We start from the raw sequence: 17,506 nt of genomic DNA, 5'->3' as shown, positions 1-17,506 counted from the left end.
GATGCTGGCCTACATCCTGCGCCGCCTGCTGCTGATCATCCCGACCCTGTTCGGTATCCTCATCATCAACTTCATCATCGTCCAGGCCGCCCCCGGTGGCCCGGTCGAGCAGATGATCGCCAAGCTCGAAGGCTTCGAAGGCGCCACCAGCCGCATTGCCGGTGGTGGCGCCGAGGTTTCCGTGGCCGGCTCCAACTACCGTGGCGCCCAGGGCCTGGACCCGGCGCTGATCGCCGAAATCGAGCGCATGTACGGCTTCGACAAGTCGCCGCCCGAGCGCCTGTGGATCATGATCAAGAACTACGCCCGGCTGGACTTCGGCGACAGTTTCTTCCGCGATGCCAAGGTAATCGACCTGATCGTGGAGAAGATGCCGGTGTCGATCTCGCTGGGGCTGTGGAGCACGCTGATCATGTACCTGGTGTCAATCCCGCTGGGCATCGCCAAAGCCGTGCGCCACGGCAGCCACTTCGACGTGTGGACCAGCTCGGCGATCATCGTCGGCTATGCCATCCCGGCGTTCCTGTTCGCCATCCTGCTGATCGTGCTGTTCGCCGGTGGCAGCTACTTCGACTGGTTCCCGCTGCGTGGCCTCACCTCCAACAACTTCGACGAACTGAGCACCACCGGCAAGGTGCTGGACTACTTCTGGCACCTGGTGCTGCCGATCACCGCACTGGTCATCGGCAACTTCGCCACCATGACCCTGCTGACCAAAAACAGCTTCCTCGACGAGATCAACAAGCAATATGTGGTCACCGCCAAGGCCAAGGGCCTCAGCCGGCCAAGGGTGCTGTACGGCCACGTATTCCGTAACGCCATGCTGCTGGTGATTGCCGGGTTCCCGTCGGCGTTCATCGGCATCTTCTTCACCGGGTCGTTGCTGATCGAGGTCATCTTCAGCCTCGACGGCCTGGGCCTGATGAGTTTCGAAGCGGCCATCAACCGCGACTACCCGGTGGTCTTCGGCACCCTGTTCATCTTCACCCTGTTAGGGCTGGTGGTGAAACTGATCGGCGACCTGACCTACACCCTGGTCGATCCACGCATCGACTTCGCCAGCCGGGAGCACTGACATGGCCTTGTCCCCCCTCAACCGCCGGCGCTTCGAGCGTTTCAAGGCAAACCGCCGTGGCTGGTGGTCGCTGTGGCTGTTCCTGATCCTGTTCGGCCTGAGCCTGGGCGCTGAGCTGATCGCCAATGACAAGCCCGTTGCCGTGCGTTACGACGGTGAATGGTACTTCCCGGCGTTCAAGCGCTACCCGGAAACCACCTTCGGCGGCGAATTCCCGCTGGAGGCCAACTACAAAAGCCCGTACATCCGCGAACTGCTGGCGAAGAAAGACAGCTTCGTGCTGTGGGCGCCAATCCCGTTCAGCTATCAAAGCATCAACTACGACCTGCGCGTGCCCGCCCCCGCTCCGCCCTCGACCGATAACTGGCTGGGTACCGACGACCAGGGCCGAGACGTGCTGGCGCGGGTAATCTACGGCTTTCGCATTTCGGTACTGTTCGCCCTCACCTTGACGGTGGCCAGCTCCATCGTCGGCGTCATCGCCGGCGCCTTGCAGGGCTTCTATGGCGGCTGGGTCGACCTGGCCGGGCAGCGCTTCCTGGAAATCTGGTCGGGCCTGCCGGTGCTGTACCTGCTGATCATCCTGGCCAGCTTCGTGCAGCCTAACTTCTGGTGGCTGCTGGGTATCATGCTGCTGTTCTCGTGGATGAGCCTGGTGGATGTGGTCCGCGCCGAGTTCCTGCGCGGGCGCAACCTGGAATACGTGCGCGCCGCCCGTGCCCTGGGCATGCGCAACGGCGCAATCATGTACCGCCATATCCTGCCCAACGCCATGATCTCGACGATGACCTTCATGCCGTTCATTCTCACCGGCGCTATCGGCACCCTCACTGCCCTGGACTTCCTCGGCTTCGGCCTGCCCGCCGGTTCGCCATCGCTGGGCGAACTGGTAGCCCAGGGCAAGTCCAACCTGCAAGCGCCATGGCTGGGCATCAGCGCCTTTGCGGTGCTGGCGCTGATGCTGAGCCTGCTGGTGTTCATCGGCGAATCCGCCCGCGATGCCTTCGACCCGAGGAAGTGACATGAGTGAACAGAACCTGATCGAAGTGCGGGACCTGGCAGTGGAGTTCGTGACCGGGGACCAGATCAACCGGGTGGTAGACGGCATCAGCTTCGATATCCGCAAAGGCGAGACACTGGCGCTGGTGGGCGAAAGCGGCTCGGGCAAATCGGTCACCGCGCACTCGATCCTGCGCCTGCTGCCCTACCCCTTGGCCCGCCACCCCAGCGGCAGCATCCGTTACCAGGACAAGGACCTGCTGCAGCAGAACGAGAAGACCTTGCAGCGAATCCGAGGCAACCGCATCGCGATGATCTTCCAGGAGCCGATGACCTCGCTCAACCCGCTGCACTGCATCGAGAAGCAGATCAACGAAATCCTTTTGCTGCACAAGGGCCTGAGCGGCAAGGAAGCGACCGCTCGCACCCTGGAGCTACTGGATCTGGTCGGCATTCCCGAGCCGCACAAGCGCTTGAAGGCCCTGCCCCATGAGCTGTCGGGCGGGCAACGCCAACGGGTGATGATCGCCATGGCACTGGCCAACGAGCCGGAACTGCTGATTGCAGATGAGCCGACCACGGCGCTCGACGTGACCGTGCAGTTGAAAATTCTCGACCTGCTCAAGGAACTGCAGGCGCGCCTGGGCATGGCGCTGCTGCTGATCAGCCATGACCTGAACCTGGTGCGTCGCATCGCCCACCGCGTGTGCGTGATGCAGCGCGGGCAAATTGTCGAGCAAGCCGAATGTGCCACGCTGTTCAGCGCGCCACAGCACCACTACACACAGATGCTGATCAATGCTGAGCCCAGCGGGCTGCCGGCCCACAACCCGGTCGGCGCGCCACTGCTGGAGGTGGATGATCTCAAGGTGTGGTTCCCGATCAAGAAGGGGCTGCTGCGGCGCACGGTTGACCATGTAAAGGCCGTGGACGGGGTCAACTTCAGCTTGCCCCAAGGGCAAACGCTGGGGATTGTCGGGGAGTCCGGGTCGGGCAAGTCAACGCTCGGTCTGGCGATCCTGCGGCTGATTTCCAGCCAGGGAGGCATCCGTTTCCATGGGCAGGACTTGCAAGGGCTGAACCAGAAGGCCGTGCGGCCGCTGCGGCGGGAAATGCAGGTGGTGTTCCAGGATCCGTTTGGCAGCCTGAGCCCGCGTATGTGCGTGGCGGACATTGTGGGCGAAGGGCTGCGCATTCACGGCATTGGCACCGCGCAGGAACAGGAAGCAGCGATTATCGCGGCCCTGGAGGAGGTAGGCCTGGACCCCCGCACACGCCACCGCTACCCCCATGAGTTTTCCGGCGGCCAGCGCCAGCGCATCGCCATTGCCCGGGCGCTGGTGTTGAAACCAGCACTGATTCTGCTGGATGAACCCACGTCAGCGCTGGACCGTACCGTGCAGCGGCAGGTGGTCGAGTTGCTGCGCAGTCTGCAGCAGAAGTACAACCTGACCTACCTGTTCATCAGCCATGACCTGGCGGTGGTCAAGGCGCTGAGCCACCAGTTGATGGTGATCAAGCATGGGCAGGTGGTTGAACAAGGGGATGCGCAGGCGATCTTCCATGCGCCGCAGCACCCGTACACGCGACAGTTGCTGGAGGCGGCGTTTTTAGAGGTTGAAGTTTCGTAGGGGTGCGTGTTTGCCTCGCTCCTTGTTGCACGTTGCAGATCCAGCGCCGCGCGGGCGGCGCTCGATTTACGCGACACCGCACCACCACCGCCCGGATTATCAGAAGTCAATGGTGCCGGAGAACTTCAGCAGTCGCGGATCGCCCTGGGTCAGGTAACCACCGTTAGCCGAGGCCCAGTAGTTCTTGTTGGTCAGGTTTTCCACATTCACCCGCAGGGTCAGGTCTTTCTCCGCTACCTTCAACTTGTAACGGGCACCGGCATCGAAACGGTTCCAGGTCGGCAAACTGACGTTGTTCGCCGCATCGACGAACTGGCCACCGGTGCGCAGCATCCTCGCATTCAGCGCCAGCCCAGGTACACCAGGCACGTCCCAGTCGACGCTGGCATTGAGTTGGAACGTCGGCACGCCAATGGCATGGTTGCCATCGTTGCTGCCGTTGGCAGTTTTTTTCTGCTCCGAGGTCATGCGCGTGCCGCCAGCCATCAGGCGCAGACCCTGGACCGGCTCGCCGAACAGGCTCAACTCCAGGCCTTTGTTGACCTGTTCACCGTCGCGAATGAAGACATTGTTCAACGTATAGCCGTCTGAAGGCTTCTCGATACGGAATACGCCCAGGTTCGCACCAAAGGTCTGTCGGTCGAACTTGATACCAGCCTCAAGCTGCTTGGTGCGGCCTGGCGGGAACATCTCGTTGGCATTGGACACATTGGCTGGCGCCGTTGGCCCCTGAGCCAGGCCTTCGATGCGGTTGGCATACAAGGAAATGCTGTCGGTGGCCTTGAACACGATGCCATATACCGGTGTGGTGATCGACTCCTCATACGGGTCGCCTTTGCGGCTGCCGTCATTCGCCAGGTTGGCCTGCCCTTGAGAGGTCGTGCCATCGTAAGTATAGCTTTCCACCCGCAGCTGCTGCCGTCGCAAGCCGTAAGTCAGCAACAGGCGATCATCGAAGACGCCAATGGTGTCGGAAATGGCGATGCTCCGCGCGCGGGTCTTGCCGGTAACACCGGGGTCACCCATTTCGCCACCCGTGCTGGTGACAGTGCCCGGCTTGGCCTTTTGCACGCCGTCGTAGATGTTGGTGCTGACCGGCGAATAGAAGGTGTAGGCGTTTTCCGCCTGGGTCCACATGGTATTGGCCCCCAAGGCGATCTGGTGGCTGATCGGCCCGGTCTGCAGGCGCCCATTCAGGCCAGTACTGAAGCTGGTGTTGTCTTCACCGTGCACGATGTCCGAAGGGGTCATCGTCGCTGCACCGCTGTTGCCGACCAGTACCGGGGTACCGTAGGTGCCCTGCTCGCGCGTGTGCCGGGCGCCGCCGGCGAGGTAGGCGGTCCAGTTGTCGCTCAGGTCCCATTCGCCACGGACCATGCCGAAGGTATCTTCCGACTCGCTGTAGCTCCAGCTCTGGCCATAGTTGTGGCTGGCGTCCGGCGCGGTCGGGGCCTTGGTCGTGGTACTGCCCAGGCGCACGGAATTGCGCAAATGGTTGATGCGCTGTTTCTGGTAGCCGATGTCAGTCGCCACGCGGAAGTTGTCGCCACGGTAGTCCAGGCCAGCGGTGAACAGCTTGGTGCGCTGGTCCTGGTCATCCACGGCAGTTTCACCTTCGCGCTGGCTGAGGTTCAGGCGCGCGCCGAAACGGTTGTCCTCACCGAAGCGCTGGCCAATATCCAGGTGCTCGCCAATACGGCCATCGGCGCTGATGTCCTGGGTGTAGCGGCGGGTCGGCTCATCACCGGCGCGCTTGGGCTGCAGGTTGACGTTGCCGCCCAGGCCCGTGCCGGTCGGGCTCACGCCATTGAGGAAGGCATTGGGCCCCTTGAACACTTCGACCCGCTCGACGCCGTCGGTGGACATGATCTGCCGCGGCAAGATGCCGTACAGGCCATTGAAGGAAATATCATCGCCGGCCAGCGGCAAGCCCCGGATCACGAAGACTTTGGACTGGTTACCGAAGCCGAATGATTCACGCACCGAGGGGTCGTTGGCCAGGACGTCACCGATGTCTTCCGCCTGCTGGTCTTCGATCACCTTGGCGGTATAGCTGGTCATGGTAAAGGGCACATCCATGTAGTCCTGGTTACCCAGCACGCCCATTCGCCCGCCACGGGCCACCTGGCCGCCGGCAAACTCGTCGGGCAATGCGTCGGGGCGCGCTTTCAGGGCATCGGCGCTGACATCGGTCGCCTCCAGCTGGATCGGTTCGGCAGCCTGCGCCATCAGGGTTACGGAACAGCAGATCGCCAGTAATGCGGGACGCGAGGGGACATGGGAAGGCATGGGATAATTCCTGACAGCGCGGAGGATGTGAAACAGAACGCAAATGGTAATGCTTACCAAACACAAACATCAACCTGCGGCTGTGGCAAAGGGCCGCCACTTATCAGGATTTCTGATCACGATCGTCTTTCATCATCAGTCAGATCGGGCATACAGTCGCTGCTGTCACTCCTGCTTCAACGGTAGAGCCCATGCCCAGTCATCCACAAAAGAACGTCTCCCCTGCCCTTGAGCAGATGATCCAGCGCGCCAGCCTGCCCGGCCCCACGCTCAGCGAAACCCAGGCACATGCCTTGTTGCAGATGCACTACGGCGTTGCCGGTGGGTTGTCGGCACTGGGCAGCCAGCAGGACCTGAACTTCCGGGTCGATACGGCCCAAGGGCAGTTCGTACTCAAGGCCTGCCATGGCAGCTACGCAAAGCTGGAGCTGGAGGCGCAGCATGCCGCCCTCGCCTATTTGCGTGAGCACGGCCTGTCGGTGCCTGCCGTACGTGCGGCGCACAGCGGCGAAAACTTGCTGGCCGTGGAGATTGATGGCCAACCACTGCGCGTGCGCCTGCTCGACTACATCGAAGGTCAACCGTTGACGCGCCTCAAGCACATGCCGGCGCAGCTGATGGCCGAAATGGGCAGGCTGTGTGCGCGGCTCGACAGCACCCTGGCCGACTTCGACCACCCCGGCCTTGCGCGCACCCTGCAATGGGACCCGCAACACGCCCAGGCGTTGATCCAGCACCTGCTGCCCGTACTGGACAACAGCGAGCAACGCGCCCGCATCGAACAGGCCACCGGCGTCGCCGCCCAACACCTCGCCCCGCTTGCCGAGCAACTGCCAAGCCAGGCCGTGCATCTGGACATCACCGACGACAACACCGTGTGGGCCCTTGACGGCGAGCGCCAGTGGCAGTTGCAAGGGGTGATCGACTTCGGCGACCTGCTGCGCACCTGGCGCATCGCCGACCTGTCAGTGACCTGTGCAGCACTGCTGCACCACGCCGAAGGCGACCCGCTGCGGGTCCTGCCGGCGGTCAGCGCCTACCAGGCGCTCAACCCGCTGACCGACGCCGAGCTGCGTGCCCTGTGGCCTCTGGTACTAAACCGCGCGGCAGTGTTGGTGCTGAGCAGCGCGCAGCAACTGGCCGTGGACCCGGGTAACCAGTACACCCGCGACAACGTGGCCCATGAGTGGGAAATTTTCGACACCGCTACCGCCGTGCCTTTCGCACTCATGCAAGCGGCCATCCTGCAGGCTGCCGGCGTGCAACCCGCCACGCCAGACCTGAACGGCTGCACGCCCCTGCTGCCCGAACTGGCGGGGCAACCTGTGACGCGCATCGACCTCGGTGTGCTCAGCAAGCATTGTGAAGCGGGCAACTGGGAGCAACCCGGCTTCGACCAACGCCTGCTAACCCTGCACCCTGCCCCGGCCTGCAGCCTGCACGGGCAGTATCGCCTGTCGCAAACCCATATCGACCGCCCCGAGGAGCCAGCCACCTGCGCCCTTGGCGTAGAGCTGCATGTAGCCAACGGTAGCGCGGTGCAAGCGCCGGCAGCGGGCACCTGGCATCGCCATGGGGATGGCCGTGGCTGCCTGCGCACCGCGCACTGGGCCTTGTGGCTGCAGGGTCTGGAAAATGCCCCGGCAAATGGCCTGGCCGTTGAACAAGGCCAGTCGCTGGGCATCAGCTGCGGTTTCCTCACCGTGCAGCTGTGCCTGGACAACAGCATCCAGCCGCCATTGTTCGCCACCCCGTCCCAGGCTGCCGCCTGGCTGGCGCTGTGCCCGTCACCAGCCGCACTGCTGGGCTTCGATTGCGATGCCGATCCGCTGCCTGATCCGCAGGCCCTGCTGGCACGCCGCGATGCCAGCTTCGCCCGTTCGCAGAAGCACTACTACGCGCAGCCACCCCACATCGAACGCGGCTGGCGCAACTACCTCATCGACATGCAGGGTCGCTCTTACCTCGACATGCTGAACAACGTCGCGGTACTGGGCCATGGCCACCCCCGCATGGTCGCCGAGTCGGCACGACAGTGGTCACTGCTGAACACCAACTCGCGGTTTCACTACGCAGCCATCACCGAGTTCTCCGAACGGCTGCTGGACTTGGCCCCCGAAGGTTTCGACCGGGTGTTCATGGTCAACAGCGGTACCGAAGCCAACGACCTGGCAATCCGCCTGGCCTGGGCCTACAGCGGCGGGCGTGACCTGCTCAGTGTGCTGGAGGCCTACCACGGCTGGTCGGTGGCCACCGATGCCATCTCCACGTCGATCGCCGACAACCCGCAAGCCCTGGAAACCCGCCCGGACTGGGTACACCCGGTCGAAGCGCCGAACACCTTCCGCGGCCGCTTCCGCGGGCCCGACAGCGCCGCCGACTACCTGCAGGACGTCGACGCCAAACTGGCTGACCTTGATGCCCGTAACCGCCAGCTGGCGGGTATCATCTGCGAGCCGGTGTACGGCAATGCCGGGGGCATCTCGTTACCGGCCGGCTACTTGCGCGATGCCTACGCCAAGGTCCGCGCCCGTGGCGGGGTGTGCATCGCCGACGAAGTACAGGTGGGTTATGGTCGCCTGGGCGAATACTTCTGGGGTTTCGAGGAACAGGGTGTGGTGCCCGACATCATCACCATGGCCAAGGGCATGGGCAACGGCCAGCCACTGGGCGTGGTCATCACCCGCCGTGAAATCGCCGAGGCGCTGGAAGCCGAGGGCTACTTCTTCTCCTCGGCCGGTGGCAGCCCCGTCAGCTGCCGCATTGGCATGGCGGTGCTGGATGTGATGCAGGAAGAAGGCCTGTGGGACAACGCCCGCGACACCGGCCGCTACTTCAAGGCCCGCCTGCAGGCGCTGGTCGACAAGCACCCGCTGGCTGGCGCGGCACATGGCTCGGGCTTCTACCTGGGGCTGGAGCTGGTGCGCGATCGCACAACCCTGGAGCCTGCCACCGCAGAAACCATGACGCTGTGCAATCGCCTGCGTGACCTGGGCATCTTCATGCAGCCGACCGGCGACTACCTGAACATCCTCAAGATCAAGCCACCAATGTGCACCACCCGGGCGAGCGTGGACTACTTTGTCGACAGCATTGACCGGGTGCTGGGCGAAGGGCTGTAACTATCACGGCGTGGGCCCGATGGCTGCGGCCCACGCCTGCAATGCCTCAGTGGCTGCCATGGCGATCTGTTCGTCCGTGCGCCCGCTGAACTGCCGCTCGATCGCGTCGGCGGCGATCAGGCCGGCAATGGTGGGCTTGCCTACGGCATCGGTCAGGTCCAGCCACTCCCCCCAACTGGCAGGTACGTCATACCAGCGCAGGTAGCCAGAGGGTGAACAAGGCCACCAACGCTCATCGAACTGCAGAATCACCTTCTCCAGCTTGCCCATGCCCAGATGTACCAGGGCTTGCTGCTGTGTTTCAGGTAATGCAGGGGTGAAGTGCAATGCTTTCAACACCCCCACAGGGACTGTGCAAATGCAGAAGTCGCACACCTCTCCATTCACTTTGACGCGCGCGCTCGACCAGTCGATGTGGGTTACCGGCGTGTTCAGGCGGATATCCAGATTTTTTGCCAGCAAGTCGACAAGCTCGCTGTAACCACCTGGCAGCATGCGATCGCCGTGCCCGACCCCCTCTTCGTCCAGCGCACTGACCGACAGCTGCTCCACTGGCAAACACGCCTCCAGTACAAGGTTGGCGTCGATGGCGAACTGCGTGGCGCGCGTGCGCGCAGGGTCGAGTGTGGCCATGTAGCCGGTGATCGCTTCAGACAAGGGCAGCCGCCGATCAATACTTTGGGTCAAGGCAATCCAGGCAGCGTCGACATCGGGCAGTACCCCGCCTCTTGCGGCTGCAAGCGGGCGGCTGAAGTCGGTCTCGACACAAGCCAACCCATGTTGCTGCGCAAAAGCGGCCAACGGGTTTTCAGCGAAATGCTGAAGCCATGCAGCACCTTCATCCGCCTTCACACCACCCAGATCGACAGAATGCGTACGCCCACCTGTTCGCCCCCGTGCCTCCAGCACAGTGCAATCGATAGCCTGCGCCCGCAGGCGTTGTGCGGCAGCCAGGCCTGCACATCCCGCCCCGATCACGATCACCTTGCGCGCGCCAGCACTCAAGGCTGCCTCGGCGGCACGCAGGCCATCATTCCAGGCACCATGCGCCATGGCTGGCGCGCGGGTGTTACAGGCTTCTCCGGCAATGACCAGGCGCTCTTGCAGTACGTGGCCCAGGGCACTTCGATGCTGCGGCGTTCCTCCTGCCAGCAGCGCGCTGTAGGCACCGAGGCTGAACGGGTCTGTACGCCAGTGAGTGACATGCCACGCGGTTGGTCTCTGCATGCTCATCTCCATTGAGGGGCTGTCCTGTACGCGCATTAATGTTCATAATTTTCAGCAACAAAAGCTGATCATCATCAGGTTTACTGACAATGGCCTTTACCAGCGACTCCCTGGCAACTTTCCTCGCGGTGCTGGATGCCGGCTCGTTCTCCGCCGCAGCGCGCAAGCTGGGCCGTGTGCCTTCGGCCGTGAGCATGGCAATCGCCCAACTGGAAGCCGAGCTGGACCTGCCGCTGTTCGACCGGGCCACACGCAAAGCCTTGCCCACCAGCGCCGCCCTGGCGCTGGAGCCCCAGGCCAGGCAGGTGATCTGCCAGCTCAACCTGCTGGATGCCCAAGCCCTGCAATTGCACCAAGGCCTGGAAAAGCGCCTGACCATCGCCATGGCGCCCGAGCTGCAGACCGGCCGCTGGAGCCAGCCACTGGAGACCCTCGCCCAAGCGTTTCCCAGCCTGGAAATCGAGGTACGTTCGGCCACCCAGACCGAAGCCATTCGCCTTTTGCATGACGGCAGTGTGCAACTGGCACTGGTGTTCGAGCGGCCTGGCATCGACGAACGTGAGTCGTTCCTCGAAGCCGGTAGCCAACTGCTGGTGGCCGTCGCTTCACCACGCCATCCGGCCGGGCAGAATAGCGGCACGCCATTGCCTGAGGAGGCCTTTGCCGAACAACGGCAGATCATCGTAGCCTCAGGCAAGGCCACCGGCTCGGACCCACGCATGGTGCTGTCGCGGCGCATCTGGCTGACCGACAGCTACCTGGCCACGCTGGACCTGGTGCAGTCCGGGTTGGGCTGGGCCTACCTGCCGCAGCCGTTGGTTGAACCGCTGATTGCTTCGGGTGCACTGGCAGAAGTGAGGTTCGACAACATGGCCAGCCGCCTGCGCTTATGGGTGGACATCATCTGGATCAAGTCACGGCCGCTGGGCCTCGGTGCCAGGCGTTACCTGGAGGTCACGCGCCAGCTCTTCGAGAAGGAGCCACCCAGAGCCTGACGCCCCTTGCGGACGTAACTGCCCGCGATCAACGGCACAGCCAGTATGCTGCCGCAAGGGGGAGTTAGATGGGCGGCGCCACCAACCTGTACCCCACCCCTGCCTCGGTGATGATAAACCGTGGCGCCGTGGGGTCATCGCCCAGCTTCTGCCGCAGATGCCCGACCACGATCCGAAGGTAGTGGGTATTCTCCACATGGGTAGGCCCCCAGACATCCTTGAGCAGTTGCTGCTGGGTAATCACCCGCCCTGGGTGCCCGGCCAATAGCGCCAGCAAGGCATACTCCTTGCGCGTCAACGCCACCTCCACACCGTCGAGGGTTACCCGGCGAAAGGCAAAATCCACGGTCAACGGCCCAAAGCTGGCTGCCACTTCCGAGCCCCCGGCCTGTGGCACCTGGCGTAGCAAGGCCCGCACCCGCGCCAAAAATTCCTGGATGCCAAACGGCTTGGTCACGTAATCGTTGGCCCCGCCGTCCAGCGCATCCACCTTCTGCACCTCACTGGCGCGCACCGACAGCACCATCACCGGCACCGCGCTCCATTCGCGCAGCTCTCGCAGCACCTGCTGGCCGTCCATGTCCGGCAGGCCCAGGTCGAGCACCACCAGGTCCGGCTTGCCCAGAGCAGCCTGGGCCAGCCCTTCCTGGCCGGTAGCAGCTTCGAGCACCTTGTAGCCCTGCGAGGCCAGGCTGATGCGCAGGAACTTGCGGATCTGCGGTTCATCGTCGATGACCAACAGCGTGGCGGACTGGCTCATGGGGTTTCGCTTTCGGCTTCAGGTTGAGGGGGTAGCGGCAAGCATAAAGTGATGCCGGTGCCCTGGCCATCGATGCCTTCGCCCACCAGAATCTGCCCGCCATGGGCGCCGATCATGCCCTGGCAGATTGCCAGGCCCAGGCCTGTGCCCTGCCCGCCGCGGTCACCACGGGCAGCGGTATAGAACATGTCGAAGATCTTCTCGCGGTCGGCGACCGGAATGCCAGGGCCCTGGTCGCTGACGGTAAAGCGCAACTGGTCTTCATGCACGGCCACTTGCAGCTCAAGCCGACCATTGCCCGGGGAGAAGCGTGCGGCGTTTTCCAGCACGTTGACCAGCGCCTGTTCGATCAGCGCCGCATGCACGAACAGCAAGGGCAGCTCGGCCGGCACGTCGGTGTGCACCCGCAGCGGCGCCAGCACCACGCGCAAGCGGTTGAGCGCACTGCCAACGATGTCGGCCGGGGCTACCCAGTCGCGTGCAAGCTTGAGGCCACCATGGCCCAGGCGGGTCATGTCCAGCAGGTTCTGGATATAGCGGTCGAGGCGTTCGGCCTCGTTGCGTGTGCCCTCCAACAGCTCGCGGCGGTCTTCAGGCGGGATCGCTTCGCCCAAGGCCAGCAGGCTGTCGATACTGCCGCGCATGGCGGTCAACGGCGTGCGCAGGTCGTGGGAGACAGACGCCAGCAAGGCGCTGCGCAGCTGCTCGGTTTCGCCATGCAGGCGCGCAGCCTCCAACTGCTCGGCCAGGCGGGCGCGGGCCAGGGCCTGAGCCAGTGGCTGGCCAAGGGCCGTCAGCAGGCGCCGGCGTGGGTCGTTGAGCGGCTGCCCGTTGCGCGGGCGCACCCCCAGCAGTGCCAAAGGCTGTTCGTCCACCGCCAGCGGCCACCACCACCAGCGGCCATTGGGCAAGGTGTCGCTGCCATGGCCAGCGGCCTGGCCGTGCTGCCAGGCCCAATCGGCGGCAGCCCGTTCGGTGTCGCTGAAGGCGTGGGCTTCGCCGCTGGCCACCTGCAGCTGGCCTTCGGGGTTGCGCTCCAGCAGGCACACCTGCATGTCCTGCCAGCCGTCCAGGTGCTGGCCCGCAGCGCTGAACACGGCCTGGCGGTCGGTGGCCACGGTCAGTCGGCGCGACAGGTCGAGCAACTGGCTGGTCTGCGCCTGGGTTTCGCGTAGCGCCTGCAACTGCCGGCGCTGGCGTGCAGCCAGATTGCCGGTAAGCGCGGCCATCAGCAGGAAGAACACCAGGGTCAGCACGTCTTCTTCGCGCTGGATGCTGAACGAGAAATTGGGTGGAATGAACAAAAAATCGTATGTCAGGAACGATAGCGCGGCGCACGCCAGCGCAGGCCCCAGGCTGCTGCGCACCGCCACCAGCAACACCGCAGCCAGAAACACCAGCGAGATGTTGGGCAGCGCCAACACACTCGACACCGCCCAGGCCAGCCCCGCCGCCATGACCGTGGCCAGCAGCGCCAGCAGGTAGTGGCGCCACACCCACACCCGCCGCACCGCCGACCGCGGTGCTTGCGGCTGCACGTCGCGGTCCAGCACGTTGATTTCCAGCCCATGGCTTTCGCGCAGCAGCCGCGCAGCCACACCGGCACCGAACAGGCGACGACGCAGGCGGTCACGGGACTGCCCCACCAGCACCAGGCTGGCCCGCCGTTCGGCGGCATGCTGGATCAACGTGCGCGCCACTTCGCCAGCCCTTAGCAGCACCACCTCGCCGCCCAGGCGCTCGGCCAGCTGCTGCGCGGCCTGCAAGCGGTGACGCGCGGTTTCGTCGCGCAAGCGGCCGTTGTCCACATGCACCAGGCTCCAGGGCAGGTGACGGCGTTGCGCCACGCGGCTGGCATGGCGCACCAGGCGTTCGGCCTGGTCGTCGCCGTCCACGCCTACCAGAAGCCGCCCGCGCAAGGCCGGGGCCTCTTGGCCACGCTGGCGATAGCCGTCGGCGAGGTCGGCATCGACCTGTGCGGCGGCAGTTTGCATGGCCAGTTCGCGCAAGGCGGTGAGGTTGGTTTGCGAGAAGTACGCATCGATGGCCGCCCGCGCTTGCTCGGGCACGTAAACCTTGCCTTCACGCAGGCGTTCGAGCAGTTCGCGGGGTGGCAGGTCGATCAGCACCAGTTCGAAGGCTTCCTGCAGCACCCAGTCCGGCAGGGTTTCACGCACCTGTACGCCAGTGATGTCACGCACCTTGTCGTTGAGGCTTTCCAGATGCTGGACGTTGACCGTGGTGTACACGTCGATGCCAGCGGCCAGCAGTTCCTGTACGTCCTGCCAGCGCTTGGCGTGGCGGCTGCCGGGGGCATTGGTGTGGGCCAGTTCGTCCACCAGGGCCAGTTTTGGCGCGGCCTTGAGCAGGCCGTCGAGGTCCATTTCTTCAAGGGTGACGTCGCGGTACTGGCTGCGCAGCAGAGGTTGCTGCTGGAGACCTGCAAGCAGCGCTTCGGTTTCCGCGCGGCCGTGGGTTTCGACAACGCCTGCCAGTACCTGCACGCCCTGGCGTTGCTGGGCGTGGGCGGCCTGGAGCATGGCGAAGGTCTTGCCCACGCCGGGCGCGGCGCCAAGAAACACCTTCAGCCGGCCCCGGCCGGTGCGCGGGAGGTTAGCCAACAGCGCATCTGCGCGGGCGGAATCACTCATGTTTCATCCTTTGCTATTTCAGGGGCAAGCACCGTACCTGTGGGAGCGGGTTCACCCGCGAATGCGTTGCTGGCAGCACCATCGCATTCGCGGGTGAACCCGCTCCCACAGGGTCCCTGCTACCGCTTCAATTCATTTGGTAATTGCGAGCTTTTCCAAGGCCTGGTTCAACGCCAGCACATTGACCACCGGTGGGCCGATCATTGGGTGGAGGGTGGCCTCTTCCTGCAAGGCTTGCAAGCGTTCCACCGGCAGTTGACGCGCCGCCGCCACCCGTGGGATCTGATAGGCCACGGCCTCCGGTGGCAGGTGCGGGTCGAGGCCGCTGCCCGAGGTGGTCAACAACGCCTGCGGCACCGGCCCCTGCTGCGCCTGGTACAGGCTAGCCGCCTCCCCTTTGACCCGCTCGGCCAGCGCCGGGTTGCTAGGCGAAAGGTTGCTGGCACTGCTGGCCACCGTGGCAAAAGCGCCTGCCGAAGGCCGCGCATGGAACCAGCCATCCCCCTTGAAATCCTGCGCGATCAACGCCGAACCGCGCACCTGGCCCTGGTCATCCCGCACCAGGCTGCCATTGGCCTGTTCCGGAAAAACAACCTGGGCGATGCCGGTTACTGCCAGCGGATACAGTGCGCCGGTCACCAGCGTCATCAACAGGGCCAGGCTTAAAGCCGGGCGTACATAAGCATTCATGGCGGCCTCCTCAGACCAGGTTCAGGGCATTGAGCAGCAGGTCGATCAGCTTGATCCCGGCAAACGGCACCACAATGCCGCCCAGCCCGTAGATCAGCAGGTTGCGCCGCAACAGGTGCGCCGCACTGGCCGCCTGCACGCGTACGCCACGCAACGCCAGCGGGATCAGCACGATGATGATCAGTGCATTGAACACGATGGCCGACAGGATCGCGCTCTGCGGACTGGCCAGCTGCATCAGGTTGAGCACGCCCAACTGTGGGTAGATGGCGGCGAACAGCGCTGGCAGGATGGCGAAGTACTTGGCCACGTCGTTGGCAATGGAGAACGTGGTCAACGCACCACGGGTCACCAGCAATTCCTTGCCCACCTGCACCACATCCAGCAGTTTGGTCGGGTCGCTGTCCAGGTCGACCATGTTGGCCGCCTCGCGCGCGGCCTGGGTGCCGTCGTTCATGGCCATACCCACATCGGCCTGGGCCAGTGCCGGGGCGTCGTTGGCGCCGTCGCCGCACATGGCCACCAGGCGGCCGTCGTTCTGCTCCTGGCGGATACGCGCCAGCTTCTTCTCGGGGGTGGCCTCTGCCAATACGTCATCCACGCCCGCTTCTGCGGCGATGGCGGCGGCAGTCAACGGGTTGTCGCCGGTCACCATCACCGTGCGGATGCCCAGCTTGCGCAGCTCGGCGAAGCGCTCGCGGATGCCGGGCTTTACCACATCCTTGAGGTGGATCACGCCAAGCAGGCGCTTGTCGATACACACCAGCAGCGGCGTACCACCGCTCTGGGCAATCCGCTCCACTTCGCGGGCCAACGCCGGGGGCATTTCCAGGCGTTGCATGCCGACAAATGCCAGCACGGCATCGACGGCACCCTTGCGGTAGCGGTGCTGCTGGTAGTCGATGCCTGACAGGCGTGTCTCGGCACTGAAGGCCACAGCGTCGAACTGCCCGGCCGCCGGTTCGACAAACTCATGGAGCTGGCGCAGGTATTCGACAATCGACTTGCCTTCGGCGGTGTCGTCGGCCAGAGAGGCCAGCAAGGCGCCCTCACCCAATTCGCGAGCGGTGATACCTGGCGCAGCATGCAGCGCGCTGCAGCGGCGGTTGCCGAAGGTGATGGTGCCGGTCTTGTCGAGCATCAGTGTATGCACGTCACCGGCGGCCTCGACCGCGCGACCCGAGCGGGCGATGACGTTCAGCCGCACCAGCCGGTCCATACCGGCAATGCCGATGGCCGACAGCAGGCCGCCGATGGTGGTGGGAATCAGCGTCACCAGCAGCGCGGCCAGGAAGATCAACGGCAGGCTGCCACCCGCAAAGTGGGCGAACGGCTGCAAAGTCACCACCACGATCAGGAAGATCAGCGTCAGGCCGATCAGCAGGATGTCGAGGGCGATCTCGTTGGGGGTCTTTTGCCGCTTGGCACCTTCGACCAGGGCAATCATGCGGTCCAGGGTCGACTCGCCCGGGTTGCTGGTAATGCGGATCAGCAGCCAGTCGGAGACCAGCCGCGTATTGCCGGTCACCGCCGAGCGGTCGCCGCCGGACTCGCGGATCACGGGGGCGGACTCGCCGGTAATGGCGGCCTCGTTGACGGCCGCGATGCCTTCAAGCACCTCGCCGTCACCGGGGATCATCTCGCCGGCGACCACGCGCACAACGTCGTCCTTGCGCAGCGCGCTGGCAGCAACCGTCTCGTAACTGCCATCCCGCTGGCGACGCTGGGCAGTCAGGCCTTGGCTACCGGCCTTGAGGCTGTCGGCGCGGGCCTTGCCACGGCCTTCGGCCAGGGCCTCGGCGAAGTTGGCGAACAGCACGGTAAACCACAGCCACAGTGCGATCTGCACGGCAACACCCGTGCTCACGCCATTGCCAGGGGCGAAGCACAGTACGGTGGTGAGCACTGCGGTCAGGGCCACCACCAGCATCACCGGCGAGCGCTTGAGCTGGCGCGGGTCGAGTTTGACAAACGCCTGCACCAGCGCCGGGCGCCACAGCGCGGCAAAGCGCGTCTGGTCCTTGGCAGTGTGCCGGGTATTCACTTCAGGAATGGGCATGTTCATGA

At 64.4% G+C, this 17,506-nt stretch carries 11 protein-coding genes; 5 read left to right on the top strand and 6 right to left on the bottom strand.

Translation table 11 applies throughout. The features are described from left to right. Position 1: 1 nt before the first annotated feature. The 3 genes from LU684_RS13805 to LU684_RS13795 are packed head-to-tail and all read left to right on the top strand — an operon-like array spanning position 2 to position 3,705. Complete coding sequence (locus LU684_RS13805; RefSeq protein WP_016488245.1) at positions 2-1,075, top strand: microcin C ABC transporter permease YejB; 1,074 nt, start codon at positions 2-4, stop codon at positions 1,073-1,075. 1 nt (position 1,076) lies between these two features. Beyond that, positions 1,077-2,096: an ABC transporter permease gene (locus LU684_RS13800; RefSeq protein WP_016488246.1), complete on the top strand. Its 1,020-nt coding sequence runs from the start codon at positions 1,077-1,079 to the stop codon at positions 2,094-2,096. A 1-nt stretch (position 2,097) separates the two neighbouring features. Then, positions 2,098-3,705 carry an ABC transporter ATP-binding protein gene (locus LU684_RS13795; RefSeq protein ID WP_016488247.1) on the top strand — a complete coding sequence of 536 codons (1,608 nt, stop codon included), beginning with the start codon at positions 2,098-2,100 and terminating at the stop codon, positions 3,703-3,705. Positions 3,706-3,804: 99 nt separating this feature from the next. Here LU684_RS13795 and LU684_RS13790 read toward each other — a convergent pair whose 3' ends face one another. Beyond that, entirely contained in the window at positions 3,805-5,994 is a 2,190-nt protein-coding gene (locus LU684_RS13790) for a TonB-dependent receptor (protein ID WP_232894738.1), read from the bottom strand. Positions 5,995-6,185: 191 nt separating this feature from the next. Here LU684_RS13790 and LU684_RS13785 point away from each other — a divergent pair, with 191 nt between their 5' ends. Continuing rightward, positions 6,186-9,116: an aminotransferase gene (locus LU684_RS13785; RefSeq protein WP_232894737.1), complete on the top strand. Its 2,931-nt coding sequence runs from the start codon at positions 6,186-6,188 to the stop codon at positions 9,114-9,116. Between the two features lie 3 nt (positions 9,117-9,119). Here the strand turns inward: LU684_RS13785 and LU684_RS13780 are convergent, their stop codons facing one another. Next, a complete protein-coding gene (locus tag LU684_RS13780) occupies positions 9,120-10,355 on the bottom strand; it encodes a flavin monoamine oxidase family protein (RefSeq protein ID WP_016488250.1) in 1,236 nt (411 codons plus the stop codon). 77 nt (positions 10,356-10,432) lie between these two features. On the opposite strand from LU684_RS13780, the gene LU684_RS13775 reads away from it, so the two are divergent. Next, positions 10,433-11,338 carry a LysR family transcriptional regulator gene (locus LU684_RS13775; RefSeq protein WP_016488251.1) on the top strand — a complete coding sequence of 302 codons (906 nt, stop codon included), beginning with the start codon at positions 10,433-10,435 and terminating at the stop codon, positions 11,336-11,338. Positions 11,339-11,402: 64 nt separating this feature from the next. On the opposite strand, the gene LU684_RS13770 is transcribed toward LU684_RS13775, so the two are convergent. The 4 genes from LU684_RS13770 to kdpB form a co-directional block, all read right to left on the bottom strand. Continuing rightward, on the bottom strand, positions 11,403-12,098 hold the full coding sequence (locus tag LU684_RS13770; RefSeq protein ID WP_016488252.1) for a response regulator: 696 nt from the start codon (positions 12,096-12,098) through the stop codon (positions 11,403-11,405). Further along, positions 12,095-14,749: a sensor histidine kinase gene (locus LU684_RS13765; RefSeq protein ID WP_016488253.1), complete on the bottom strand. Its 2,655-nt coding sequence runs from the start codon at positions 14,747-14,749 to the stop codon at positions 12,095-12,097. Before LU684_RS13765 ends, LU684_RS13770 begins: the two co-directional genes overlap by 4 nt. Before the next feature lie 132 nt (positions 14,750-14,881). After that, on the bottom strand, positions 14,882-15,439 hold the full coding sequence (gene kdpC, locus LU684_RS13760; RefSeq protein ID WP_023048236.1) for a potassium-transporting ATPase subunit KdpC: 558 nt from the start codon (positions 15,437-15,439) through the stop codon (positions 14,882-14,884). 10 nt (positions 15,440-15,449) lie between these two features. Beyond that, a complete protein-coding gene (kdpB, locus tag LU684_RS13755; RefSeq protein ID WP_016488255.1) occupies positions 15,450-17,504 on the bottom strand; it encodes a potassium-transporting ATPase subunit KdpB in 2,055 nt (684 codons plus the stop codon). Between the last annotated feature and the right edge of the window lie 2 nt (positions 17,505-17,506).

Origin of the sequence: Pseudomonas sp. NMI542_15 (assembly GCF_021283425.1) — a bacterium.
Lineage (GTDB): Bacteria > Pseudomonadota > Gammaproteobacteria > Pseudomonadales > Pseudomonadaceae > Aquipseudomonas > Aquipseudomonas fortuita.
Note: the sequence above shows the minus strand (reverse complement) of the source record. Positions and strands in the feature narration are given on the sequence as shown.